We start from the raw sequence: 25,833 nt of genomic DNA, 5'->3' as shown, positions 1-25,833 counted from the left end.
AGACCGGCGAGGGGGCCGCCCAGTGCGCCGGCGGGGGTGCCGTTCAGGCCAGGGGCGCCGTTCGTCCCGTTCATCCCGTTCGTCCCGCTCGGTCCGGGGTGGCCGGAGTAGGCGGTGAAGTCGCCGCCGTAGGCCTGCGGGTGGCTGACGGTGCCTCGGCTGACGGCTTGTCCGGCGTGTGCCGCTCCGCCGTGTGCCGTTCCGCCGTACGTCGCTCCGCCGTGTGTCGTCCCGCCGTGCTCCGGGGCCGCCGCCGTGGTGCCGTTGGCGGCGCCGCCGGGGGAGGGCACTGCGGGGTACGGGGAGTGCGAGGCGGCGCCCGAGGTGCCGGAGTTGCGGGTGGTGGCGGCGATCGCGGAGGTGCCAGTGCTTCTCGCGGACCGACCCGCGATACCGGCCACCGCCTGGCCGCTGTCAGGACCCGCGTCGCTCCTGCTCACCCTGCTCAAGGCGCTCAAGCCCCCTCGGTGGTGTGGTGTGGGTGGTGCGGCACTGCTCGCCAAGATCGAAATCTATCGGGTGGACCATTGCCGTTGTGACAAGTTCACCATCCGACGCTATGTCGACATGGCAATTTGGCGTGATGCATTCGATCACGAAGCGTGGCACCCGTCGACCTTTCTGGGAAGAGGGCCGGTGCAACGGTGGCTGGTTGTCGCAGGACCGGTCCTGGGGCGTCCGGCTCCCGCGCGCCCGGTCGGCGGGTCTGGACTGCGGATTTGCCCAAGCGGGAGGGATCGGCGCGAAATTGACCGAAAATCGGCGGTGCACGGGAGGGCGCACAGAAAGAGTCCGTGCGCCTCCCAGGCTTCATCCGGCCAAGGCCGGGGCGGCGGAACCGGGGCGCGACGCCCGGGTTACCGTCCTGCCGTGAATACCAACAGCCGGCTCGAACAGGCCAACGACAACGCCGCCGCCTTCTGGCTCGCCCAAGCCCGCGTGCACGGCTGGCGGTTCCGTACCCGACCGGGCTGGACGGCGGTTCGCTGCGCCCGCACCCCGGAGGACGCGCACCGGGTCGTGGTCACTCGCCCGTACACCGAACCAGGCCTGCTGGAACGTGAGTTGGAAGACCTCCTGAGCGAGTGGGAGACCATCCGCTTCACCCTGGAAGACCCGTACGGCGGGCTCGACCTGACCCGCTTCGGCGCCACCCGAATGCCGATCATGCCGGTGATGACCCGTGAACCCGGGCCGGTCGAAGGAGTATCGGCGACCCTCCCCGCCCTTGTGGCGGTGCACGGCGGCGGCTCCCTGACGGTCGATGAGGCGCTGGACGGTGACACCTTCGCGCAGGTCGAGCGGGCGATCGTGGACGGGTTTCCGCTGCCCGCCCGGCAGCCCTGGACCCGTGGCGACGCGCTGCCGGAGCGCCTGTGGGGCGAACCCGGGTGGCGAGCCTGGCTGGGGCGCGTCGACGGTGTCACCGCGGGCACCTGCCTCACCTACGACGACGGCCAGGCCACCGGGGTGTACTGGGTCGCCACGCTGCCGGCCCAGCGCGGCCGGGGCGTGGCCCGCGCCGTCCTCCAGGCCGCCCTGGCCCACGCGCATCCCGACCGCCCGGCCACCCTGGTCGCCACCTCGCTCGGTGAACCGCTCTACCGCAAGCTCGGGTTCACCGAGCAGGCCCGCACCTGCTGGTGGACCCGAACCTCCGTTGACGGCTGACGGCTGACGGCTGACGGCTGGCGTTTGGCGGCTGACAGCTGACAGCTGACAGCTGACGGCCGGGCCGCCGCGTGGCGGACGGTTGGCCGAGAGGCGGGTGGGGTGGCAGGCGGGCCGGTGGCGCGGGAGGGTGCTACGGGGCGGCCGCCGGCGCCGCGGCGAACGTGGTCCGCGCCGGACCGGTCCCATCAGCCGTTGCGCGGACCGGCGTTGGGCGCGCCAATGCGGCGACGCGGCGCGCATTCGCACCGGGATCCGTGCCCGCGGGCCCTCCCGAGCGGCCGTCGGCGACCACGGCAAGCTCGCCGGTGCGGTTTCGGACATCCGACCCCGCCGCCGCAGCACCGGCCGCCCCGGCGGTCACGACCGCGGGCGCAAACGAGCCATCAGGGGCGGCTGCCGTCGGCCGTGCGCCGGACCGCGCGCTGAGGAGCGCCGTCGCGCGCACCGACGCTCCGATGGAGCGCCGCCCGACCGGTCCGCCCGCGCGGATGCCCGGCCGGGGCGACGGCGCGTTGCGCGCGGCGAGCACCTGCCCGACGGCCTCCGGCAGACCGGCCGCCTTCAGCGTCGGCCGGTAGCCGGGCTCGGCCCAGGGACGGCCGTGGTGCAGCCAGACGCTGCGCAGGCCTGCCAGTTCGGCGCCGGCGATGTCGGCGGGCGCGTGGTCCCCGACCATCCAGGTGTGCGCGGCCCAGTTCCCGGTGGGCGCGACGCCGCACCGCTGGGCGGCGATCTCGAAGATCAGCGGATCCGGTTTGACGCAGTCCGCCTCCTCGGAGATGACCCAGCCGTCGACCAGCGGCCCCAGCCCGGTCCGCCGGATCTTCTCCAACTGCGGCCGGGTGCCGCCGTTGCTGACGATGCCGAGCGTCCACCCGGCCGCCCGCGCCGCCCGCAACGCGTCGACGTGTCCGGTGGGGCAGTGGATGTGGGAGTTGATGCCGCGTCGGTAGTGGGCGAGCAGGAACTCGGCGGAGGCGTCGAGGCCGTAGCGGCGCCGGACGGCGGACAGTACGGTGCTGCGCGGTACGTAGCCGCCGCCGTCGAGGGTGACGAACCAGTCGAGGTCTCCGGGCGGTAGCTCGCGTTCGGACAGAAAATCCTGAGCCCAGGCCCGGAAAGCGGCGTCCCTGGGGAGCAGCGTGTTGTCGAGGTCGAACAGGAGCAGGGGCATGCCGAGCATGGTGCCAGCGGCCGAGCCTATGCACCTGGCAAATGCCAGACAGCGTCGCGAAGCCGTACACAGTGGCTGAAACGGTTCCAGGACCAGGCGTACGGATGGGTCCGGACGGGCCGGCTGAGGCTCGCGGGGCGTGACGGTTCGCGACGTGTCGCAACGGATCGTCGCCGATCCATGACAGTCCGGTCACGGTGTCCGGTGGGCCTGTTGCGTCGACTGGTCCGCTCAGTCAAGCTCCAGGGAACCTCCTTTCCGGAGGGGGCGCGTCGCCTGCGGGCAGGGCGCACTGCCGTCGGCGGGCGCATCCTCCTTTCGCGGGAACAATGTCGCTCCGAGGCTTCACCGCTGGGCTGGGCCTCCTACCCGTCGTACTCTGAAAGGAACAGGTCACATACGGTGCTGCGCGGCGCAGACCGACGTCATCCCGTGGGCGGGCCTGCTGCCCGGGCAGCGTTGTCCTCTCCTGTCGGCCCCTCTCCCTTGAAGAGCCGTGAGCCATGGCTGGTTTTGAGTCCTCCCGACCGGTGGAACCGGACACCCCCCGCAGCGCGGGCGCAGCGACCGGGGACGACGACGGCCGCGCGGACCGCGCTCCATCCGACGGGCACGCCGAGGTATCGGGCCTGCTGCCTGCCGGCAGGAAGCCCGACGGGCAGATCGACGAACCGGGCCGCACACCGGCCTCCGCGCACGCTGACGAGCGCCCCGTCGACCGGTCCGGCGGGAGGGGCGGTGACCGCGCCGACGAGCAGGTCGGCGACCGCGCAATCGAGCAGGCCGGTGACCGCGCAGTCGACCGTGCCGGTGACCGCGCCGACACCCCAGGTGGCGCCGGTGACCCGAGCGCCGAGGAAGCCGGCCCCGGGCGGGGCGATCCCCAGGGCTTCGCGCGTGCTCTGCGTGGCCTCGTCCGGCGCGGCGGCCTCGCCCGACGCGGCCGTTCAGGGCCTCGCCAGCGGCGTGGTGAGTCCGCGGCCGACGCGGCGGGGGCTCCGGTGACGGGCCGCCTGGGCCCGGGCGCCGAGCGCCCGGAGGCGTCCGGCCTGCCTGGTGCGCACACCGAGTCGACGGCCCAGGACGCGTCCGCGCGCTCCCCCGACCCGGTGTTCCAGCACGGCGTCGTGGTCGGTTTCGACGGCTCCTTGTCGAGCGAGCGCGCCCTCGCCTACGCGGTGGGCATGGCGCGTCGTTCGCAATGCGGCCTGGTGATCGTGCACGTCGCCAACCGCCTGCCCGCCACTGTCTGGGCAGGCTGTGAACCTCCCGTCTTCGTCGACCTCCCCGACCACCGGACCGAGGTCCTGGGCCTGGAGCTCGCCTGCGCGGACTTCCTCACCGGGGTGCCGTGGATCCTGATCGAGCGCGGCGGCGACATCTGCCACGAGATCGAGGAGGTCGGCCGTGAGTACGCCGCCGACGCGATCGTCGTCGGCACGACACACGGCCTGCTCGGCAAGATCTTCGGCTCGGTCTCCGGACGGCTGGCGCGGCGGGCCAACCGCCCGGTGATCGTGATCCCCTGACGCCCCCTCGGGGCGCTGCTTCCGCGCGCCCCCGGGACATCTCCCCGCTGTCGCCCGCTCCTCAACGCCGCCTGAGGAGCGGGGTGTTGCTCCGGTCGGCTCGGCTCAGAACGCGGCGCCGATCTCCCGGGCGATGAGCATGCGCTGAACCTCCGATGTGCCCTCCCCGATTTCCAGGATCTTGCAGTCGCGCCAGAAACGGGCGACCGGGAACTCGTTCATGAAGCCGTACCCACCGTGGATCTGGGTCGCCTCGCGGGCGTTGTCGACGGCGGCCTCGGACGAGTACAGCTTCGCGATCGCGGCCTCCTTCTTGAACGGTTCGCCGTGCAGCAGCCGGGAGGCGGCGTCCCGCCAGGCCAGGCGGGAGGTGTGGGCGCGCAGCTCCATGTCGGCAAGCTTGAACTGGATGGCCTGGTTGGCGCCGATCGGCCGGCCGAAGGCCCGGCGCGTGCCGGCGTACTTGACGGACTCGTCGACGCACCCCTGGGCCAGGCCGGTGGCCAGGGCCGCGATCGCGATGCGGCCCTCGTCGAGGATCCGCAGGAACTGGGCGTAGCCTCGGCCACGCTCGCCCAGCAGGTTGGCCGCAGGAACGCGGCAGTCGGTAAAGGACAGTTCGCGGGTGTCGGATGCGTTCCACCCGACCTTCGAGTACTTCTTCGATACCTGGAACCCCGGGGTCCCGGTGGGCACGATGATGGAAGAGATTTCGCGCGTTGGCGAGCGGAATTCGCCTTCTTCACTCGAACGAGCGATCGGTTCCGTGAGGGCGGTGACGGTGACCAGACCGGTGATGTCCGTGCCGGAATTCGTGATGAAACACTTGGTGCCGTTGATGACCCACTCGTCGGTGGTCTCGTCGTACCGCGCCGTCGTGCGGGTCGCGCCGGCGTCCGAGCCGCCCTCAGGCTCGGTCAGACCGAAGGCGCCGAGGAGTTCGCCGGAGGTCAGCCGGGGCAGCCACTCGCGCTTCTGCTCCTCGGTCCCGAACCGGCGGATCGGCATCGCACCGAGCGAGACGGCCGCCTCCAGGGTGATCGCCACCGAGGAGTCGACCCGGGCGAGCTCCTCCAGGGCGATGCCGAGCGCGAAGTAGTCACCGCCCATGCCGCCGTACTCCTCCGGGAAGGGCAGGCCGAACAGGCCCATGCGCCCCATCTCGCCGACGATCTCGTAGGGGAACTCCTCCCGCTCGTAGAACCCGCCGATCTTGGGCGCCACCACGTCCTGGGCGAACTCGGCGACGGTGCGCCGCAGGTCCTCGTACTCGCTGCTGAGCCGGTGGTCGAACATGGTGATCCTCCTGGGGCCCGGCCGGGGTGGCCGCGGGCGTGAGCGGGATGACCGGCGCCCGTCTGACGGTGTGACGGTCGCACGGTGTGGTTGGACGATGAGCGGTGCCTGGTGCCTGGTGCCTGAGGCCCGGTGCCGGTGTGGCCGGGGTCCCGGGTGGCCGGCACCGGGGGAGCGGTGGGGCGGGGTCAGCCCCGGGCGGCGCCGAGCAGCGCCTGGACGGTGCGGGACGGGCTCGGGCGGCCGAGCTGATCGGCCATCCAGCCGCTGGTGGCGACCAGCGCGCGCAGGTCGACCCCGGTCCGGATGCCGAGTCCGTGCAGCATCCACACCAGGTCCTCGGTGGCCAGGTTGCCGGTGGCGCTCTTCGCGTACGGGCAGCCGCCGAGGCCGCCCGCCGAGGCGTCCACCGTGGTGACCCCCTCGCGCAGGGCCGCCAGGGTGTTGCTGAGCGCCTGGCCGTAGGTGTCGTGGAAGTGCACGGCGAGCCGGTCGGCCGGCACGCCGGCCCGCGCGAAGCCGGCCAGCAGGGCGCCGACCTGGCCCGGGGTGGCCACGCCGATGGTGTCGCCGAGGCTCAGCTCCGCGCAGCCCATCTCCAGCAGCCGCACGCCGTACCCGACCACCTGGGAGACCGGGACCGGTCCCTCCCAGGGGTCGCCGAAGCACATCGAGAGGTAGCCGCGGACCGCCACCCCGGCCTCGGCGGCCCGCGCCACGACCGGGCGGAACATCGCCATCGCCTCGTCCGCCGAGCGGTTGAGGTTGCGGCGGGCGAAGGTCTCGGTGGCGCTGGCGAACACCGCGATGTCGGTGACGTGGTGGGCGAGCGCGCGGTCGAGGCCGCGCTCGTTGGGCACCAGCACCGGCAGCCGCAGGCCGGGGTGACGCTCCGGCAGACCGGCGAGCCGGGGCACCAGCTCCTCGGCGTCGGCCAGCTGCGGTACCCATTTCGGGTGAACGAAGCTGGTCGCCTCGACGGTGCGCAGCCCGGCGGCCGCGAGCCGGGCGATGAACTCCGCCTTGACCTCGACGGGCACCAGGGAGCCCTCGTTCTGCAGTCCGTCGCGCGGCCCGACCTCGTGGATCCGGACCTCCTCGGGCAGGCCGGCGGCACGGACGGGGTCGGGCAGTCCCAGGTCCAGCGCGTCGGGTTCGCGGGCGGGGGCGGTCATGACCGCACCTCGGCGGGCACGGGGGCGGACTGCTCGGCGGCGTCGTCCTCGGCCGGGGCGACCACGACCAGCAGTTCCTCCATCGCGACGGTGGCGCCTGCGGTGGCCCGCAGTTCGGCGACCACGCCGTCGTGCGGGGCGGTGATCACGTGTTCCATCTTCATGGCCTCCAGCACGAGCAGGGGCTGGCCCTTGCGGACCGTCTCGCCCGCCGTGGTCTTGACGACGGTGACGGTCCCGGGCATCGGGGCGGTCAGGGCGCCGTGGTGGGCGGCGGTTCCGGCGGTGCTCTCGCCGACCGGGTCGTAGGCGTGCAGCGACCAGGCGTCGCCCTCGACGCCGAGCCAGGTCACCGGGCCGGCGGCGAGGCCGGGGGTGGCGTCGGTGGCCAGCGCGAACGTGGTCTGCAGTCCGTCGACGGTCAGGTGCAGCCGGTCGGCGGTCAGGGTCGCGCGGGCGCGGTGGACGTGGCCGGAGTCGAGCCGGAGCTCCACCTCGCGGGTGAGCTCGGCGGGATTGTCAGTGGCATCGGCTACGTTGCCCGCAGTGATCGAACGGATGCGCACCGAGACCGGGTCCTGGCCGGGGGTACGGAGTCGGTGGGTGGTCCAGGCGGGGGTGCCGCCCAGGCGCCAGCCGGAAGGAAGGGAGAACGGGTCGGTCCAGCCGCCGGGGTCGGCGGCCGGGGTCAGGTCCAGGTGCCGCGCCAGCGCGGCCGCGTAGTAGAGGAGGTGGGCAGGTGGCGGTGTTTCGACCGTCAGCGGGCCGGTTGCTTCGGGGTCGGCTTCGCTCACCGCGGTTGCCGCGCTCGCTTCGTTCGCCGCATGTGCCGCGTTCGTCGCACCCGCCGCGTTCGTCGGGGAGTACGGCGAGGCGAGCAGGGCGGGTTGCTGTTGGGCCGTCTGTTCCACCAGGCCGGTGTCCAGCCGGCCGGCGACGACCTCGGGGTGTGCGAGCAGCCGTCGCAGGAAGCCCGTATTGGTGGTGACGCCCAGGATGCGGGTGTCGGCCAGTGCGGCGCGGAGCCGGCGCAGCGCGGCCGGGCGGTCGGGCCCGTACGCGATGACCTTGGCGAGCATGGGGTCGTAGGCGCTGGTGACGACGGATCCGGGGGCGACCCCGGAGTCGACGCGTACGCCCTCGCCCCGGGGCTCGTCCAGGACGAGGATGCGCCCGCCGGTGGGCAGGAAGTCCCGTTCCGGGTCCTCGGCGCAGATCCGGGCCTCGATGGCGTGGCCCAGGAAGGAGATGTCGGACTGATCGAAGGAGAGCCGTTCACCCGAGGCGATCCGCAGCTGCCACTCGACCAGGTCGAGTCGGGCTGAATCGTCGCCGACGGCGATGGCGAGTTCGGTGACGGGGTGTTCCACCTGGAGGCGGGTGTTCATCTCCATGAAGAAGAAGTCCCGAACCCCCTCCTCGGCGGAGGCGGTGGCGGGAGAGTCCGGGTCGATGCCGGGAACGATGAACTCCACGGTGCCGGCCCCGGTGTAGCCGCAGGACTCCGCGGCTCGGACGGCCGCGGCGCCCATCGCGGCGCGGGTCTCGGCGTTGAGGAGAACGGAGGGAGCCTCTTCGATCAGTTTCTGATGGCGGCGCTGGAGGCTGCACTCGCGCTCGCCGAGGTGGACGGTGGTGCCGTGGGCGTCGGCGAGCACCTGCACCTCGATGTGGCGCGGCCGGTCGATCCAGCGTTCCAGCAGCAGGGTGTCGTCGCCGAAGGCGGTCCGGGCGACGCGGCGGGCGGCGGCGATCTCGGTGGGCAGGTCGACGGGGTCCCGCACGAGGCGCATGCCCTTGCCGCCGCCGCCGGCGGACGGCTTGAGCAGCACGGGGTAGCCGATCTCCTCGGCGGCGGCGAGGAGGTCCTCGTCGGTGGGCGCGGTGGCCTGGCTGCCGGGGACCACCGGGACGCCGGCGGTCCGGACGGCCTCCTTGGCGTTGATCTTGTCACCCATCAGTTCGACCGCACCGGGAGGAGGTCCGATGAAGACGAGGCCGGCGTCGGCGCAGGCACGGGCGAAGCCGGCGTTCTCGGCGAGGAAGCCGTAGCCGGGGTGGACGGCCTGGGCGCCGGTGCGGCGGGCGGCGGCGAGGATCTGGTCGGTGCGCAGGTAGGTCTCGGCTGCGGAGCTGTCGCTGCGGTCGGCCGGGCCGAGCCGGACCGCGACGTCCGCCTCGCGGACGTGCGGCGCGTCGGCGTCGGCGTCGCTGAACACGGCGACCGAGCGCACACCGAGCCGCCGCAGGGTGCGGATCACCCGGAGGGCGATCTCGCCGCGGTTGGCGACCAGAACTGTGTCGAACATGGGAGGCGTTCCTCCGGGTCGAGGGGAGCCGTACGAAGGAGGTGGCGATGGAGGGGGAGGCGGCGCCGGCACGGGCGGTGCGCCGGCGCCGCGGGAGTCACACCCACCCGAGCGGAGTCACATCCGAGCGGAGTCACACCCGAGTGGGGTCACATCCATGGGAGGAGGTCACACCCACCGGAGCGGGGTCACATTCGGAAGACCCCGTACGGGCCGGGCGGCGGGAGCGGGGCGTTGGCGCAGGCGGTGAGGGCGAGGCCGACGACGGTGCGGGTGTCCATCGGGTCGATCACGCCGTCGTCCCAGAGCCGGGCGGTGGCGTAGTAGGCGTTGCCCTGGTGCTCGTACTGCTCGCGGACGGGGCGCTTGAACTCCTCCTCCGCCTCGGCCGGCCACTGCTCGCCGTGGGCCTCCAACTGGTCGCGGCGGACGGTGGCGAGGACGGAGGCCGCCTGTTCACCGCCCATCACGGAGATCTTGGAGCCCGGCCACATCCACAGGAAGCGAGGTGAGTAGGCCCGGCCGCACATCGAGTAGTTGCCGGCTCCGTACGAGCCGCCGATCACCACGGTCAGCTTCGGAACGCGGGTGCAGGCGACGGCGTTGACCATCTTGGCGCCGTGCTTGGCGATGCCGCCCGCCTCGTACTGCCGGCCGACCATGAACCCGGTGATGTTCTGCAGGAAGAGGAGGGGGATGCCGCGCTGGTCGCACAACTCGATGAAGTGGGCGCCCTTGAGGGCCGACTCGGAGAACAGCACGCCGTTGTTGGCGACGATGCCGACGGGGTGGCCGTGGATCCGGGCGAAGCCGGTGACGAGGGTTGCGCCGTACTCGGCCTTGAACTCGGCGAACCGGCTGCCGTCGACCAGCCGGGCGATCACCTCGCGCACGTCGTAGGGCGTGCGCGGGTCGACCGGGACGGCCCCGTACAGGCCGGCCGGGTCCACGGTCGGCGGCTCGACCGGGGTGAGCGGCCACGGCCTGGTCGAGCGCGGGCCGAGCCCGGCCACGATCGTTCGCACGATGGAGAGGGCGTGGGCGTCGTCCTCGGCCAGGTGGTCCGTCACGCCCGAGGTGCGGGAGTGGAGGTCGCCGCCGCCCAGTTCCTCGGCGGTGACCACCTCGCCGGTGGCGGCCTTCACCAGCGGTGGCCCGCCCAGGAAGATCGTGCCCTGGTTGCGCACGATCACGGCCTGGTCGCTCATCGCCGGGACGTACGCACCGCCGGCGGTGCAGGAGCCGAGCACGGCGGCGATCTGCGGGATGCCCGCGGCGGAGAGCCTGGCCTGGTTGTAGAAGATCCGGCCGAAGTGGTCGCGGTCCGGGAAGACCTCGTCCTGCATGGGGAGGAAGGCGCCGCCGGAGTCCACCAGGTAGACACAGGGCAGTCGGTTCTCCAGCGCGACCTCCTGGGCGCGCAGGTGCTTCTTGACGGTCATCGGGTAGTAGGTGCCGCCCTTGACGGTGGCGTCGTTGGCGACGACCACCACCTCGCGTCCGGCGACCCGGCCGATGCCCGCGATCACCCCGGCCGCGGGCGCCGCCCCGTCGTACATTCCGTCGGCGGCCAGCGGGGCCAGTTCCAGGAAGGGCGAGGCCGGGTCGAGCAGGGTGTCCACCCGGTCGCGCGGGAGGAGCTTGCCGCGCGCCGTGTGCCGGGCGCGGGCCTTGGCGCCGCCGCCGAGGGCCGCCGCGTCGAGCTTCGCGCGCAGTTCGGCGACGAGGGCCCGGTGCGCCTCGGTGTTGGCGAGGTAGGCGGCGGAGCCCGGATCGACCGAGGTGCCGAGCCGGGGCGCGGGAGCGGCGGCTCCCGGCGGGACGGCACCTGGCGTCGCCGTGGCGCCGGTCGCTGCGCTGCCATGGACGCCGGTGGGTACGCCGGCGGTTGAGATGACCATTCCCAAGAGCTCCCTTGCCCTCGGCAGCAGGTGGGCGGCCGGAAGCGGTGCGCCCATGATCCCCACGTTAATTAACGTTAACTTACCCTCCCAGGTTAACGGTCGATAACCCGACTGTCTACGATGGGCAGCATGTCGAACGTCCCCGCAGCCTCCGCGCTCCCACGCCGCGACCAGATCCGCCGGGAGGCCGCGCGCCTCTTCGCGGCCCGTGGCTTCCTCGGGGTGGGCGTGGACGAGATCGGCAAGGCCGTCGGCATCAGCGGCCCCGGGCTCTACCGCCACTTCGCCGGAAAGGACGCGATGCTCGCCGATCTGCTGATCGGCATCAGTGAGCGTCTGCTGGAGGAGGGGCGGCGTCGGGCGGGCGGCGGTGACGGTCCGGCCGCCGCGTTGGACGCGCTGATCGGCGGCCACGTCGACTTCGCCCTCGACGACCGCGACCTGATCACCCTGCACGACCGCGAGCTGCTGAACCTCAAGGAGGAGGACCGCCGCACCGTCCGCCGCCTCCAGCGCGGCTACGTCGAGCTGTGGGTGGACGTGGTCCGGCAGGTCTACCCGCAGCTGACCGGCCCCGCCGCCGAGCCGGTGGCCCGTGCCACCGTGCACGCCGTCTTCGGCCTGATCAACTCGACCCCGCACAGCCTCGGCCCGAACCTCGCCCAGGACGAGCGCTCCGGCCTCCAGCGCGACGGCATGGCCGCCCTGCTGCACGCTCTCGCCCACGGGGCCTTCGCGGCGGCGGCCGACTCGGTGTCCGCGCCCGCCTGAGCCGGGCCTGCCCCGGGGCGCGCACCAGGGGCCTCAAAGCCGGACGAGCCCCGAGGCCGGACGAGTCCCAAGGCTGGGCGAGCCCCAAGGCCGGGCGGGCTTCAACCGGACGGGCTTCAAGACTGGATGGGCCCCGGCGTCCTAGGTCCAAAGGACGGCGCCCGCCCGTCCTTGGCCGCTGGGCGTCCGGCGGGCCGTCCGCGACCCTGGAAGTAGGCGGGGCTGCTGGGTGGTGTGGGGATTCGATCGGGAATCACCGCAGGCCGCAGGCTGTTGGTCAGTCCGCCGGACCGGACGATCAGGGCTGCCTCGGTCCGCTCCGACCCTGCCCGGGCCGGAAAACGCCGTGGCGGCCACCCGACGAAATGGTTAGCATCCCTAAATATGCCTGAGACTCACGGATCTACGGTGGAGCAATCCCCGAGCGGCTCACCGACCCCCGGCGCGAGCCCGCAGCCGGACGGCGACCACCCGCAGGCCGCCGGCTGGCTGTACCGCCTGGTCGGCTACTGCTGGCGGTCCCGCCGCAGCGTGCTGCTCGCGTTCGGCGCCTCGCTCGTCGGCATGGCTGTCACCTCGCTGGTGCCGCTGGTCACCAAGCTGATCATCGACGACGTCATCACCGCCCACACCCGCTCGCTGGCCCCCTGGGCGGTGGTGCTGCTGCTCGCCGCCGCCGTCGTCTTCGGCTGCACCCAGGTCCGCCGCTACTACGGTGGCCAGCTCGCCCTGGACGTCCAGCACGACATGCGCAGCGACCTGTTCCGCTCGCTCGGCCGACTCGACGGCCACCGCCAGGACCGCCTGGACACCGGCCAGGTGGTCGGGCGCGCGACCTCCGACCTCCAGCTGATCAACGGCCTGCTCTCGATGCTGCCGATGATGACCGGCTACCTGCTGATGTTCGTCATGTCGCTGGCCGTGATGATCTGGCTCTCCCCGCCGCTGACCCTGATAGCCGTGGTGATGGGCCCCGTGCTGTGGTGGATCACCGTCCTCAGCCGCAAGCGGCTGTTCCCCGCCACCTGGGCCGCCCAACAGGAGGCGGCCGCCGTCGCGGGCGTGGTGGACGGTGCGATCGGCGGGGTCCGGGTGGTCAAGGGGTTCGGCCAGGAGACGCAGGAGCTGGGCAAGCTGGAGCGGGCCTCCCGCGACCTGTTCGCCGCCCGGCTCCGGGCGATCCGGCTCAACGCCCGCTACAACCCGGCGATGCAGGCCATCCCCGCGCTCGCGCAGGTCGCGGTGCTGGCCTTCGGCGGCTGGCTGGCCGTCGACGGCCAGGTCTCGCTCGGAACCTTCGTCGCCTTCTCCACCTACGTCGCGCAGATGACCGGCCCGGTGCGGATGCTCACCATGGTCATCACGGTCGGCCAACAGGCGCGGGCGGGGGTGGAGCGCGTCCTCCAGCTGATCGACGAGCGCCCGCTGGTCCAGGAGCGCCCGGACGCGCTCACCCTGGACCTCACCGGAGACGGCACCTGCGACGGAGCCACCGCCGGCACCCGCGAGAGCACCACTGCGGGCCCCCGCACCTCCGACGTCGCGTTGGAGTTCGACCAGGTCGAGTTCCGCTACGACCCCGAGCACCCCGCCCCCGTGCTGCACGGCCTCAGCCTGAAGCTCGCGCCCGGCGAGACCCTCGCCCTGGTCGGGGCCTCCGGCTCCGGCAAGTCGACGGTGGCGCAACTGGTGCCGCGCTTCTACGACCCGGCGGCCGGTGTCGTCCGGCTCTACGGTCACGACCTTCGCGACCTCACCCTGGACTCGGTCCGCGCGGCGGTCGGCATCGTCCCCGAAGAGAGCTTCCTGTTCTCCGAGTCGGTCCGCACCAACATCGCCTACGGCCGCCCGGACGCCACGGACGAGCAGATCCTGGCGGCCGCACGCGCCGCCCAGGCCGACGAGTTCATCCGCGCCCTGCCGGACGGCTACGAGACCAAGGTCGGCGAGCAGGGCCTGACCCTCTCCGGCGGCCAGCGCCAGCGGATCGCGCTGGCCCGGGCGATCCTCACCGACCCCCGGATCCTGCTGCTGGACGACGCCACCTCCGCGGTGGACCCGCAGATCGAGGCGGAGATCCACGACGCGCTGCGCTCGGTGATGACCGGCCGCACCACGCTGCTGATCGCCCACCGCCGCTCGACCCTCCAACTCGCCGACCGGATCGCCGTCCTGGACCACGGTCGGCTGCTGGACATCGGGACGCACGAGGAACTCGACGCCCGATGTCCCCAGTACCGGGCCCTGATCACCGATCCCGAGGCCGGCCGCACCCCCCGGCCGTCCGAGGTCGAGCCGGCCTCCGAGCCGATTGACGCGCCGACCTCCGCGCACATCGCCGAGCACGCCTCCGAGCCGGCACGCGAGCCGGCACGCGGGCAGGCACGCGGGCAGGCACGTGGGCAGGTGCAAGAACAGGCACAAGAGGAGGCACCAGAGCAGGCCCCGGCGACGCCCCCCGCCCTCCCCACCCCCGCCCTGGTCAAGGCGGCCCGCACCGCCGACCCCGACCTGCTCACCAAGGTCGCCGCCCTCCCGCCGGCCGCCGACTCCCCGGCGGTCCCCCGCGCCCAGGCCGAGGCCGGTGACCCGGACTTCACCCTCCGCCGCCTGCTGCGCCCCTTCCGCGCCCCGCTCGCCCTCGCCCTCCTGCTCGTCGCCCTCGACGCGGGCGCCGGCCTGGTGCTGCCCGTGCTGATCCGGCACGGCATCGACCAGGGCGTGAGCAAGGCCCTGATGTCCGGGGTCGCCGTGGCCGCACTCACCGCGCTCGTCGTGGTGCTGCTGGACTGGGTGGTGCAGAGCGCCGAGAACCGGGTCAGCGGCCGTACCGGTGAGCGGGTGCTCTACACGCTCCGGCTCAAGATCTTCGCCCACCTCAACCGGCTCGGCCTGGACTACTACGAGCGCGAGCTGTCCGGCCGGATCATGACCCGGATGACCACCGACCTGGACTCGCTGACGTCCTTCCTGCAGACGGGCGTGGTCACCGCCGCGGTCAGCGTGCTGACCTTCGCCGGGATCTTCGCCGCGCTGCTGATCATCGACGCCGGCCTGGCCCTGGTGGTCTTCGCGGTGCTGCCCCTGCTGGTGATCGCCACGCTGGTGTTCCGCAGGAAGTCCAGGGACCAGTACGAGCTGTCCCGGGACCTCATCAGCACCGTCAACGCCGATCTGCAGGAGAACGTGGCCGGCATGCGGATCGTCCAGGCCTTCCGCCGCCTGGACACCAACACCGACCGCTTCGTCGCCCGGGGCGTCGCCTACCGCGAGGCCCGGGTGCGCGCGCAGCTGTACATCTCGCTGTACTTCCCGTTCGTCCAGTTCCTCTCCAGCGTGGCCGCCGCACTGGTGCTGATCGTGGGCGCGGCCCGGGTCGACGCCGGGACGCTGACGGTCGGCGCGCTGGTCGCGTACCTGCTGTACATCGATCTGTTCTTCGCGCCGGTCAACCAGCTGTCCCAGGTGTTCGACGGCTACCAGCAGGCCTCGGTGGGACTCGGCCGGATCCGGGAGCTGCTGCGCACCCCGACCACCACGGCCGAGGTGGCCGACCCCGTCCCGGTGCCCAAGGGGCTGCGCGGTGAGATTTCCTTCGAGGGCGTCGGCTTCGCCTACAACGGCGGTGCGGACGGCGCCCCGAGCGTGCTGACCGGCGTGGATCTGCACATACCGGCCGGGCAGACGGTGGCCCTGGTGGGCGAGACCGGTGCCGGCAAGTCGACGCTGGTGAAGCTGGTCGCCCGGTTCTACGACGCGACGGCGGGCACCGTGCGGGTGGACGGCGTCGACCTCACCCGCTTCGACCTGGCGCAGTACCGCCACCGGTTGGGCGTGGTGCCGCAGGAGGCGTACCTGTTCGCGGGCACGGTGCGCGAGGCGATCGCCTACGGCCGGCCCGACGCCTCGGCGGCCGAGGTGGAGGCGGCGGCACGGGCGGTGGGCGCGCACGACATGATCGTCCGGCTGTCCGGAGGCTACGACCACGAGGTCGCGGGCCGCGGCCGCAACCTCTCCGCGGGCCAGCGCCAGTTGATCGCCCTGGCCCGGGCCGAACTGGTCGATCCGGACATCCTGCTGCTCGACGAGGCGACCGCGGCACTCGACCTGGCCACCGAGGCGGCGGTCAACCAGGCCGCGGACCGGCTCAGCGGTGGCCGCACCACGCTGGTCATCGCCCACCGGCTGACCACCGCCGAGCGCGCCGACCGGGTCGTCGTGCTGGACCACGGCCGGGTGGTCGAGGACGGCACGCACACCGAACTGCTCGCCCGGGGCGGCACGTACGCCCGGCTCTGGCAGGCGTTCATCGCGGACGGCCACCCGGCGGTCGAGGCCGTCGCCGCCGGGTAGTCCGCCGCCCGGGAACTGTTCTGGGAGCCGCCTGGCGGGCCGTCGTGTGCGGTCGGGCGCGCCCGTCCGTCGGGTGCGGCCCGCCACCTCCGGTCCGTCGTGTCCGGCCGGTCAGGCGGCGATCAGCGAGGCCAGCAGGCCGGAGGCGTCGATCCCGCGCGGGAGGTCGCTGACCTGCCCGTCCCCGACCTCGACCACCCGCCAGCCGGAGCCGTCGGCCCGGCTGGCGAGGTCGGTGGTGATGAAGCGGCAGCCGAGCGTCCGGACCAGGGGCTGGACGCCGGTGAGGTCGGGCTCGACGGTGCGGTGCGGCGCGTCCGGGTGTGGCCCGACCAGGACGGGTTCGCCGTCCAGCCACCACACCCGCGCCTCCACGGCCCGCCCGTCCCCGCCGCCCGACCGGTCGGCCGAGCCACCGCCCGAGCCATCGTCCACTCCGTCGGCCGAGCCACCGCCCGTGCCATCGGCCCGGCGCTCGAACTCCTCGTACCGCCGCAGCACCACCCCGCCGGCCAGGAACTCGCCCTGCAGCTCGACGAACCGCGCCACCACCCGCCGGACGGCCGCCGGATCGGCCAACTCGGGGATGTAACAGGCCTCGTGCCACTCGTGCTTGCGCGACTTCACGTAGTCCTTGACGATCGCCGGCCCGCTCCCGCCGAGCCGCGCCACGGCGGCGGCCAGCTCCGCCGGCCGGGGCGCGACCGTGCCGGCGGTGGGGATCCACACGCTGGGCGGGGTCGCCCCCTCGAACACGCCGTACCAGCCTGGCAGTTCGTGTGCCGTCAGGTATCCGGCCGCGCTGGTCAGCAGGGCGCCGCCGCGTACGGCGAGTGCGGTGGCGAAGCCGGCGTAGCGGTCGGACGGGAGCATCCAGCCCCGGTACCAGAGCGGACCGCCGTCCCGGGGCACCTGCCCGACCGCCTCCTCGGCATGCCCGGCGAGTAGCGCGTCGTGGTCGACCAGGTGGTGCTCGCCGCCCAACTCCCGTAGCAGCCGGGCCTCCCAGGCGAAGTGCGGGTCGGGTCGGCGCGGGTTGAGCGGGTCGGCGGGGAAGAGGATCGCGGGTACGGGCATGGCCGTCAGGGTAAGGCCCCGAGCGGGGCGGCGTCGGCGGCTTTCGCGCCGTCAAACCCGCTCGACGACCCGGCCGGGGTGCTGGGAGAGTGATCCGATGCGAAATCTGCTGAGACCCCGCACCCGCGTCCCCCGGCAGGCGGCACGCACGGTCGTCCTGGACGAGAGCGGCTCGGTCTTCCTGCTCCGTTCGGACAACGACGAGGTCGGCGTCCACTGGACCATGCCGGGTGGCGGGTTGGAGCCCGGCGAGACCCCGTGGACCGGTGCCCGGCGCGAGCTCTGGGAGGAGACCGGTTGGAGCGACCTCGAACCCGGCCCACTGCTCTGCACCTGGGAGCACGACTTCACCTGGCACGGCACTCCGGTGCGCCAGCACGAGCACATCTACCTCACCACCGGACCGCACCGCGGCCCGGTCGGTGACGTCAGCGCGGTGCACGCCGAGGACCGGATCCTCGACTGGCGCTGGTGGACCCCGGCCGACCTGGCCGATGAGAACGCCGATGCCCTCTGGCCGCCCCGACTGCCGGAGCTGCTGGACACCGTCCGCGAGGGCTGGGCCGTCGACGGCCGCATCCCGGTGCCCGTCGACCTCGGCTTCGTCCCGAACATCCCGGCCCCCCGCTGACGGCCGCCTACTGACGGCCACCCGCTGACGGTCACCTGCCGACGGCCGGCCGACCGCACAGCCGACCGATGCCCGCCGCAGACGGGCCCCGAACGCACGCCGCTGCCAGCCACGTCGCCGCAGGCGCGCCGTGACGAACGCACGCCCCTACGGGCGCCCGCCGCGCCGGACCCGCCCGGCCGGGCCGGACTCCCAGCCGTGCAGGTCCAGCTCCCGGTCGTGCAGCGCGCAAGGGTTCATGAGCACGGTCAGCTGCGCGTCGGCCAGCCGCTCGTAGGCGAGCCCGGTCGCGGAGAGCAGATGCTCGGTCGGCACCGAGACGGCGATGGCGGGGCGCCACGCGGGCAGCACGATCAGGCTGGTGCCGCGGCCGATCCGGACCGGCTCCGCCGTCACTCGGACCGGTGCCCGCTCCTCCGGTCGCCCGACGGCCTCGGGCTGGTTCGGGCTGCCGCCGATCAGGATGCCGAGCGGTGTCTCGGCCCGCGCCATGTCGGAGTCGACGGCCGACGGTGCTGCCACCGGCCCGACGGCACCGGCGAGTTCACCCGTGCCCGGCGCGGCCGCCGCCCGGGCCGCACCCGGGAGGCCGGTCGAGGCCGCAGGCGTGGCGGGCGCCGTGGATGTCGTCGCGGCCGCCGTGGACACCGTCATGGAGGGCTCGGCCGCGGCCGTCTCCCGTGCGGTCGCCTCCTGCCCGGTTGCGGCGGCCTGCGGGTGCATCCGGCGCAGCCGGCGCGAAGGCGAGGGGCGCCGGGAGCCGGTGGTCCGCAGTTCCTCGCGTGCCGCGCGCAGCACGGGGACGGCCCGGTCACCCTCCGGGAGGGCTGGCGGCCGGTGGAACCGGACGTACTCGGCCTCGCCCCCGACGCCCGGAGCCTCGCCGTCGCCCGGGACGTCGGCACGGTTCGCGCCGTGCGCACCGCGTGCCTCGTCCTCGTCGCTCTCGGCGCTCTCGCCGAGCAGCGCCCGCACCTCCGAGACCGGCCGCCGGCACGCGGCCGCCAGTTCGGCGACCGAGCGGCCTTGGGCGCGCGCGGCCCGCAGCCGGTCGGCCAGCGCCGACCGCAGCCGCGACGTGGTCGGATCGTCCGTCGCCGCCGGCTCGCCCGCAGCAGCAGCGGGCACGACCGCCGCCGACTCGCCTGTCGTAGCAGCGGGGACAGCGGCAGGCTCGCCCGCAGCAGCGGGGACAGCCGTCGCCAAGTCGTCCGCCGCAGCAGTCGGGTCGCCCCCCGCCGCGCCCTCCCGTCCGCGCGGCTGCGGCACCGAGTCGTGGCGTGCGCCGCCGACTTGGCGCGGTCCGCCGGCCGTACCGGACGGGGCGGAGCCCGGAGCGCAGCCCGGGCCGGTCTCGGCGGCCGTCGCGATGGAGCAGCGCGCGGCGGACGGGGGCGCGGATCCGGCGCTGTCCCCGGGCGGGCCGGGCAGGGACGGGTCGGTTGCGGCGGTGTGGAGCGAGGTCATCGGCACGGGCCCTTCGGCGGACGGTCCCGATGATCCTCCCGCACCGCGCGACCAGCTCCAAGCATCAGTTCCGGGGGTGTGCGCGAGACCACCGCCCGTCCCTACACCGTGTGTCGGCTCAAGTGCCGGGCGCGACGAAGCCCTTGAGGTCGACGAGCACCGCGTTGGCCGCCATGACGCCGAGCCCGAGGAACCAGGTCTCGTCCGAAACCGGCCGGGCCTGACCGGACTTGACCGCGCCGAGGGTCTTCCAGAGCGCGCCGCCGAGCACCGCGTCCTGGTTGGTGGAGCTCGGGGTGCCGTACACGCCGTAGAAGATCCAGTCGGCGTCGGCCTTGTCGATCTGCTCCGGGCTGATCTCCACCGCGAGTTCCCTGACCCGCTCGATCTCGGGCTGCGGCAGCGGTACGTCGGTGAGGATGGTGCCGATGAAGGACAGCTCGGCGTACAGCCGGGTGCGGCCGGGCATGAAGCGCAGCGGCGTGATGGTGGGCCGCTTGTCGCCGAGCTTGGCGCCGATCGCGGTGGCGGCCGCCTGGTACGCGTCGAGCTGGGCCTTGGCCTCCGCCTCCAGGCCGAACGGGCTGGCGTTGAGCTGGAAGTTCTGCTTCCAGGGGTAGCCGGGGCGCAGTGAGAAGACGGTCGGCGCGATCTTGGACAGCTGCGCGTACTGGTCCTGGGCACGCAGCTGGCTGCCGAGGATCAGGTCGGGCTTGAGCGCGGCGATGGCCTCCAGGTTGAGGCTGTTGATGGTGCCGACGTTGGCCGGGTTGCCGGCCTTGTCCTTGAGGTAGGACGGCAGGGACTTGGATCCGTCGGTGTAGACGATGCCCACCGGCTGGATGCCGAGCGACACGACGTTGTCGAGCTCGCCGGTGTCCAGCACGACGACCCGGGTGGGCTTGGCGGGGATGACGGTCTCGCCCATGGCGTGCTTGACGGTGCGCGGGTAGACGCCGGGGGCGGCGTCGGTGCCGAAGCCCTTCATCTTCTCGATCACGGTGGCGTAGTCGTCGCCGCCCTGCTTGACCGACTTCTGGTCGGCCGAGGCGCCGCCGGATCCCGGCGTCGCGCCGCCGCTGCCGCCCGATCCGCCCGAGCTGCCGCAGGCGGTGAGCAGCCCGCCGAGGCCGAGTACCGCCCCGCCGGCGATCCCGGCGGAGAGGAACCTGCGGCGGGAGGGGGTGCGGGGAACGAGGGCCAGGTCGTCGGAGTTGGGGGCCACGCGACGCTCCTTCGCGGTCGAGGTTAGGTGAGGCAAACCTATCCGACGCGCGAGGAGTGGGGTGCCACGGGCTACTCGGGCCACGGGTCGAACCGTCTCAAACCTTGACATAAAGGAGAAATTCTCTTGACCCCAACCCTTTGAAACAAAGGTACACGGGTTAACGCGCCGTTAATGCATCGCCCCGCATGGCCTCTCTGGGAACGAATCGAAGCAAGTGGTTTAGATCACCAAGAGTTGGTCTACTCAACCTTCCATGCTCGCGCCTAGGGTGCGCTGGTGTTTGATCAGCAGCTCTCAGAGCACACAAGCAGCGGCCGGGCAATGGCGCCCGGCGCTCCGCAGGGTGCCCCGGTCAGTGGCATCAGTGGTGGAGTCCCCGACCAGGGGACGGCTGGGGGAGCGGGGGACAAGGGTCTACGGGGCAACTCGGTGGGCCTGTTGAGCAGTGTGGTTCTGGGCGTCTCCACGGTCGCCCCGGTCTACTGCCTGACCGCGACACTCGGGCCGACCGTCACCGCGGTCGGCGTGCAGATGCCGGCCGTGTTCCTGGCCGGCTTCCTGCCGATGCTGCTCGTCGCGTTCGCCTACAAGGAGCTGAACAAGGACTTCCCGGACTGCGGGACGTCCTTCACCTGGACGGTCAAGGCCTTCGGCCCCCGGGTCGGCTGGATGGCCGGCTGGGGCCTGACCGTGGCGACCATCATCGTGCTCTCCAACCTGGCCGGGGTCGCGACCAACTTCCTCTACCTGATGCTCGGTGAGATGACCGGCAGCAGCTGGGTCGCCGGGCTCGACCAGAACAAGGCCGTCCATCTGCTCACCGTCGTCCTGCTGATCGGCGGTGCCACCGCGATGAGCTACCGGGGGATGACGGCCACCAAGTGGTTCCAGTACAGCCTGGTCGGCCTCCAACTCGCCGTGCTGGTGCTGTTCTCGGTCATCGCCATCGCCAAGGCCGCCGCCGGCGACCTGCCCGACTCGATCGGCTTCTCGCTCTCCTGGCTGAACCCGCTCCAGGTCAGCTCCTTCAGCGCGTTCACCGCCGGCCTGTCGCTGTCGATCTTCATGTACTGGGGCTGGGACACCTGCCTCACCATGAACGAGGAGACCCTCGGCAGCGCCAAGACACCCGGCCGCGCTGCGATGATCTCCATGGTCACCCTGGTCGGCTCGTACCTGCTGGTCGCGATCGCCTCCCAGATGTTCGCGGGCGTCGGCTCCACCGGCTCCGGCCTCGGCAACCCCGAGACCGCCGACAACGTCTTCTCCGCGCTCGCCCGCCCGGTGCTCGGCTCGCCCTGGAGCATCCTGCTCTTCCTGGCCGTCGTCGCCAGCGCCGCCGCCAGCCTGCAGACCACCTTCATCCCGGTGGCTCGCACCCTGCTCGCGATGAGCGCCTACCGCGCCGTGCCGCCGCGCTTCGGTGCCGTCCACCCGCGCTTCCGCACGCCGGGGTACGCCACCGTCGCAGCCGGGATCGCCACCGCCGTCTTCTACGTCGGCATGAGCCTGATCAGCGAGAACGTCGTCCAGGACACCATCCTGGCGCTCGGCCTGATGATCTGCTTCTACTACGCGCTGACCGCGTTCGCCTGCGTCTGGTACTTCCGCCGCTCGCTGCGCGCCAGCTTGCGCGACCTGCTCCTCAAGGGCGCCGCTCCACTGCTCGGCGGCGTGCTGCTGAGCGCGGTCTTCCTGCAGACCCTCACCGACGCCTGGAGTCCGGACTACGGCAGCGGCGCCGTCTTCGGCATCGGCTCGGTGTTCGTCATCGGCGTCGGCATCCTGCTGCTCGGCGCCGTGCTGATGACCTGCTACGGCCTGGTGCGGCCGGAGTTCTTCCGCGGCGAGACGCTGCGCAAGGACACCCCCGCGTTGGTCGTCGAGGACTGAACCGACCACGGCGAGGACCGAACCGACCACGGCGCCGGCAACCGGCGCTATGCTCGAACGCATGAAGCTTCACACGGGCCTGTGCTGGTGGCCGTCCTAGGGACGGCCACCCCTCATGCTCGAACAGGGCCGTCCGGAATGGACGGCCCTGTTGCGTTTCCCATGGAACCGGGCCCCGCCCCGGACGGCCGCCACCACCGCCGTACCGAGGAGACACCCGATGACCACCGCGACGACCACGACCACCGAGGCCGCGACCACCGCAACGAGCGAGACCACGACCGCCGAGACCGCGGCCTCCACCGCCACCTTCACCGCCGACCCGGCCACCCACCGCGTCCTCACCGGGGACCGCCCCACCGGACTGCTCCACCTCGGCCACTACTTCGGCACCCTGCGCAACCGCGTCCGACTGCAGAACGAGGGCGTCGAGATGTTCGTCGTGATCGCCGACTACCAGGTCATCACCGACCGGGACATCGCCGACCGGCTCGCCGAGCACACCGAGAACCTCGTCCTCGACTACCTCGCGGCCGGACTCGACCCCGACCGCGCCACGATCTTCGCGCACAGCGCCGTCCCCGCCCTCAACCAGCTGCTCCTGCCCTTCCTCAGCCTGGTCAGCGTCGCCGAACTGAACCGAAACCCCACCGTCAAGGACGAGATCGCGCACTCCCGCCAGTCCGCCGTCAACGGGCTGATGTTCACCTATCCCGTCCACCAGGCCGCCGACATCCTCTTCTGCAAGGCGAACCTCGTCCCGGTCGGCCAGGACCAGCTGCCCCACCTCGAAGTCGCCCGCACCGTCGCCCGCCGCTTCAACGAGCGCTACCCGCACGTCGACGGTGGCGCCGTCTTCCCCGCTCCCCAGGCCCTGCTCTCCGACGCTCCGATGCTGCTCGGCACCGACGGCGGCAAGATGAGCAAGAGCCGGGGCAACGCCATCCCGCTCGGCGCCACCGAGGACGAGACCGCCCGGGCCATCCGCGGTGCCAGGACGGACGCCGACCGCCGGATCGACTACGACCCGGTCAACCGCCCCGAGGTCTCCGGCCTCCTCCTGCTCGCCGCGCTCTGCCAGGACCGCGCGCCCGAGGAGATCGCCGAGGAGATCGGCGACCGCGGCGCCGCCGCGCTCAAGCGCACCGTCACCGACTCCGTCAACGAGCACCTCCGCCCCCTGCGCACCCGCCGCGCCGAACTCGCCACCGACCGCGGACACCTGCGCCAGGTCCTGCGCGACGGGGCCGAACGAGCCAACGCCATCGCCGACGCCACCCTCGACGAGGTCAGGGCGGTGATGGGGTCGATCTGAAGAGCGGCCCCAGCAGCCCGAGCGACCCCGCGTCCTCGGCCCACTGACCCACCGACATCGACCGGTAGACGTCGGCCTGCGGACGTCGACCCGCGGACATCGGTTCGTCGACACGGGGGCATATCGTCACCGGGCGGCCTCGACCACATCGAGGCCGCCCGTACCCGGCCTCCCCCGAAAGGTGACCCGGCCCATGGACCAGCACCCGACCACGCCCGGCCAGGGGCTGACCCGCCCGCCGCACCTGCGCCCCGGCGACCACATCGCCGTCGTCGCCCCCAGCGGCCCGATCGACCCCCAGCGGCTCACCGACGGCTGCGCGATCCTCCGCTCCTGGGGGCTGCGCGTCACCGTCGCCCGGCACGTCCTCGACACCCACCCCACCCTCGGCTACCTCGCCGGCACCGACGCCGACCGCGCCGCCGACCTCCAGTCCGCCTGGCTCGACCCCACCGTCGACGCCGTCATCTGCGCCCGCGGCGGCTACGGCGTCCACCGCATGGTCGACCTGCTCGACTGGGACGCCATGCGCGCCGCCCCGCCCAAGCCGTTCATCGGCTTCAGCGACGTCTCCTCCCTGCAGGAGGCCTTCGCCCAGCGCCTCGGCATCGCCACCCTGTACGGGCCGATGAGCGCGGCCGGCTCCTTCATCACCGACGGACCGACCGCCGAGCACCTGCACCGCACCCTCTTCGAGCCCGCGGCCACCACCGTGCTCACCTCACCCACCGCCACCGCCCTCGTCCCCGGCCGGGCCCGGGGCGTCACCGCGGGCGGCTGCGTGCACGTCCTCGCGGCCGAGCGCGGCACCCCCGCCGCCCGACCGTCCTACGCCGGCAGCATCCTGATCCTGGAAGACGTCAACGAGCACCCCTACCAGCTCGACCGGCTCCTCACCCAGTTCCTGCGCTCCGGAGCGTTCGACGGGGTCGCCGGCATCGCGCTCGGCTCCTGGGACGGCTGCGGGCGGCTCGACCGGGTCCGGGACGTCATGCTCGACCGCCTCGCCCCGCTCGGAATACCCGTCATCTGGGAACTCGGCTTCGGCCACTGCCCGTCCACACTGACCGTCCCGCTCGGCGTCCCCGCCCTGCTCGACGCCGATGCCGGGACCCTCACCCTGGAGGTGCCCGCCCTCGCCGGGCGGTAAGGCCCGTGCCCGGGCGGTGAGTAGGGTGCGGCCATGAACGCGGACCGCCTCACCGCCCTCGCCCTCGGCTTCCTCGGGGGCCCGGGCAGTAACGCCCGTACGATCCTCGGACTTGCCGGCCCGCCCGCCGCCGGCAAGTCCACCCTGGCCCGGTACCTGGTCGCCGAGATCGAACGTGCCGCGGGCCCCGGCAGCGCCGCGTACGTGCCGCTCGACGGCTTCCACCTCTCCGCCGCCCAACTGGACCGCCTCGACCTGACCCACCGCAAGGGCGCCCCCGCCACCTTCGACGCCCACGGCTACGTCGCCCTGCTGCGCCGCATCGCCGCCGACCGCTTCCAGGACATCTACGTCCCCGACTTCGACCGGACGCTCGACGAACCGGTCGCCGCCCGGCACGTCGTCCGCCCGCAGACCCGCCTCGTCATCACCGAGGGCAACTACCTCGCCTCCACCGACACCCCGTGGCCGGACGCCCGCCGCCTGCTGCGCGAGCTTTGGTACGTGGACACCGACGACGCCCTCCGCGAGGAGCGCCTGCTCCGCCGCCACCGCGACGGCGGCCGCGACGAGGACACGGCCCGCCGCTGGGTCACCGGCAACGACCACCCCAACGGCGAGTACGTGAAGGCCGGCCGCTCGCTCTGTACCCGGACCATCCCCGGAATCGGTTTGCCCGAGACGCCGGACGGGGGTAGTGTTCTCTAGTCGCTCGGCAGGGAGCACCGGACACGCGTTTGCGCGGACGGTCCCGGAGCGGCCAATCCTTCGAAACACCACTTCCCGGTTCGAGCTGGGTCGCGTCTTGTCGCGTCTCGGTTCTTATTCGGCGTGCTCGTTTTATTGGGTTGCGGTCGGATTCGCTTTTCGGAGCGGGGATCGGCTAG

Annotated in this window: 17 protein-coding genes; 9 read left to right on the top strand and 8 right to left on the bottom strand. The window is 72.8% G+C overall.

Annotation, left to right across the window (positions count from 1 at the left end; all coding sequences use genetic code 11):
• Positions 1-870 precede the first annotated feature (870 nt).
• A complete protein-coding gene (locus tag ACIO5E_RS30780; RefSeq protein WP_400674151.1) occupies positions 871-1,671 on the top strand; it encodes a GNAT family N-acetyltransferase in 801 nt (266 codons plus the stop codon).
• A gap of 133 nt (positions 1,672-1,804) precedes the next feature.
• On the opposite strand, the gene ACIO5E_RS30775 is transcribed toward ACIO5E_RS30780, so the two are convergent.
• Positions 1,805-2,848: an HAD-IA family hydrolase gene (locus ACIO5E_RS30775; RefSeq protein WP_400674148.1), complete on the bottom strand. Its 1,044-nt coding sequence runs from the start codon at positions 2,846-2,848 to the stop codon at positions 1,805-1,807.
• A 1,049-nt stretch (positions 2,849-3,897) separates the two neighbouring features.
• Between ACIO5E_RS30775 and ACIO5E_RS30770 the strand changes: the two genes are divergently transcribed.
• Positions 3,898-4,377 (top strand): universal stress protein, encoded by a 480-nt coding sequence (locus tag ACIO5E_RS30770; protein WP_400674549.1) that lies wholly within the window; start codon positions 3,898-3,900, stop codon positions 4,375-4,377.
• Between the two features lie 105 nt (positions 4,378-4,482).
• Here the strand turns inward: ACIO5E_RS30770 and ACIO5E_RS30765 are convergent, their stop codons facing one another.
• The 4 genes from ACIO5E_RS30765 to ACIO5E_RS30750 form a co-directional block, all read right to left on the bottom strand.
• On the bottom strand, positions 4,483-5,673 hold the full coding sequence (locus ACIO5E_RS30765) for an acyl-CoA dehydrogenase family protein (RefSeq protein ID WP_400674146.1): 1,191 nt from the start codon (positions 5,671-5,673) through the stop codon (positions 4,483-4,485).
• Positions 5,674-5,861: 188 nt separating this feature from the next.
• Entirely contained in the window at positions 5,862-6,848 is a 987-nt protein-coding gene (locus ACIO5E_RS30760; RefSeq protein ID WP_400674144.1) for a hydroxymethylglutaryl-CoA lyase, read from the bottom strand.
• Complete coding sequence (locus ACIO5E_RS30755; protein ID WP_400674143.1) at positions 6,845-9,157, bottom strand: acetyl/propionyl/methylcrotonyl-CoA carboxylase subunit alpha; 2,313 nt, start codon at positions 9,155-9,157, stop codon at positions 6,845-6,847. The genes ACIO5E_RS30760 and ACIO5E_RS30755 overlap by 4 nt, the downstream gene beginning before the upstream one ends.
• Before the next feature lie 188 nt (positions 9,158-9,345).
• Positions 9,346-11,058, bottom strand: coding sequence for a carboxyl transferase domain-containing protein (locus ACIO5E_RS30750; RefSeq protein ID WP_400674142.1), 1,713 nt, complete (start codon positions 11,056-11,058; stop codon positions 9,346-9,348).
• 132 nt (positions 11,059-11,190) lie between these two features.
• On the opposite strand from ACIO5E_RS30750, the gene ACIO5E_RS30745 reads away from it, so the two are divergent.
• Both ACIO5E_RS30745 and ACIO5E_RS30740 read left to right on the top strand, forming a co-directional pair.
• Positions 11,191-11,832 carry a TetR/AcrR family transcriptional regulator gene (locus ACIO5E_RS30745; protein WP_400674141.1) on the top strand — a complete coding sequence of 214 codons (642 nt, stop codon included), beginning with the start codon at positions 11,191-11,193 and terminating at the stop codon, positions 11,830-11,832.
• Between the two features lie 384 nt (positions 11,833-12,216).
• Positions 12,217-16,185: an ABC transporter ATP-binding protein gene (locus ACIO5E_RS30740; protein WP_400674140.1), complete on the top strand. Its 3,969-nt coding sequence runs from the start codon at positions 12,217-12,219 to the stop codon at positions 16,183-16,185.
• 111 nt (positions 16,186-16,296) lie between these two features.
• Here the strand turns inward: ACIO5E_RS30740 and ACIO5E_RS30735 are convergent, their stop codons facing one another.
• A complete protein-coding gene (locus ACIO5E_RS30735) occupies positions 16,297-17,262 on the bottom strand; it encodes an ATP-grasp domain-containing protein (protein WP_400674139.1) in 966 nt (321 codons plus the stop codon).
• 97 nt (positions 17,263-17,359) lie between these two features.
• Here ACIO5E_RS30735 and ACIO5E_RS30730 point away from each other — a divergent pair, with 97 nt between their 5' ends.
• Complete coding sequence (locus ACIO5E_RS30730) at positions 17,360-17,893, top strand: NUDIX hydrolase (RefSeq protein WP_400674138.1); 534 nt, start codon at positions 17,360-17,362, stop codon at positions 17,891-17,893.
• Between the two features lie 147 nt (positions 17,894-18,040).
• Here ACIO5E_RS30730 and ACIO5E_RS30725 read toward each other — a convergent pair whose 3' ends face one another.
• Together ACIO5E_RS30725 and ACIO5E_RS30720 are read right to left on the bottom strand one after the other, a co-directional pair.
• A complete protein-coding gene (locus ACIO5E_RS30725; protein ID WP_400674136.1) occupies positions 18,041-19,360 on the bottom strand; it encodes a hypothetical protein in 1,320 nt (439 codons plus the stop codon).
• 118 nt (positions 19,361-19,478) lie between these two features.
• The gene (locus tag ACIO5E_RS30720) at positions 19,479-20,585 is read right to left on the bottom strand and encodes an ABC transporter substrate-binding protein (RefSeq protein ID WP_400674135.1); all 1,107 of its coding nucleotides are present in this window, start codon (positions 20,583-20,585) and stop codon (positions 19,479-19,481) included.
• A gap of 324 nt (positions 20,586-20,909) precedes the next feature.
• On the opposite strand from ACIO5E_RS30720, the gene ACIO5E_RS30715 reads away from it, so the two are divergent.
• The 4 genes from ACIO5E_RS30715 (at position 20,910) to ACIO5E_RS30700 (ending at position 25,654) form a co-directional block, all read left to right on the top strand.
• Complete coding sequence (locus tag ACIO5E_RS30715) at positions 20,910-22,481, top strand: APC family permease (RefSeq protein WP_400674133.1); 1,572 nt, start codon at positions 20,910-20,912, stop codon at positions 22,479-22,481.
• A gap of 220 nt (positions 22,482-22,701) precedes the next feature.
• The gene (trpS, locus tag ACIO5E_RS30710) at positions 22,702-23,796 is read left to right on the top strand and encodes a tryptophan--tRNA ligase (RefSeq protein WP_400674132.1); all 1,095 of its coding nucleotides are present in this window, start codon (positions 22,702-22,704) and stop codon (positions 23,794-23,796) included.
• Positions 23,797-23,989: 193 nt separating this feature from the next.
• Positions 23,990-24,946 carry an LD-carboxypeptidase gene (locus tag ACIO5E_RS30705; RefSeq protein WP_400674130.1) on the top strand — a complete coding sequence of 319 codons (957 nt, stop codon included), beginning with the start codon at positions 23,990-23,992 and terminating at the stop codon, positions 24,944-24,946.
• Positions 24,947-24,979: 33 nt separating this feature from the next.
• Entirely contained in the window at positions 24,980-25,654 is a 675-nt protein-coding gene (locus ACIO5E_RS30700) for a nucleoside/nucleotide kinase family protein (protein WP_400674129.1), read from the top strand.
• Positions 25,655-25,833: the final 179 nt, after the last annotated feature.

Origin of the sequence: Kitasatospora sp. NPDC087314, assembly GCF_044744365.1 — a bacterium.
Taxonomy (GTDB): Bacteria; Actinomycetota; Actinomycetes; order Streptomycetales; family Streptomycetaceae; genus Kitasatospora.
Note: the sequence above shows the minus strand (reverse complement) of the source record. Positions and strands in the feature narration are given on the sequence as shown.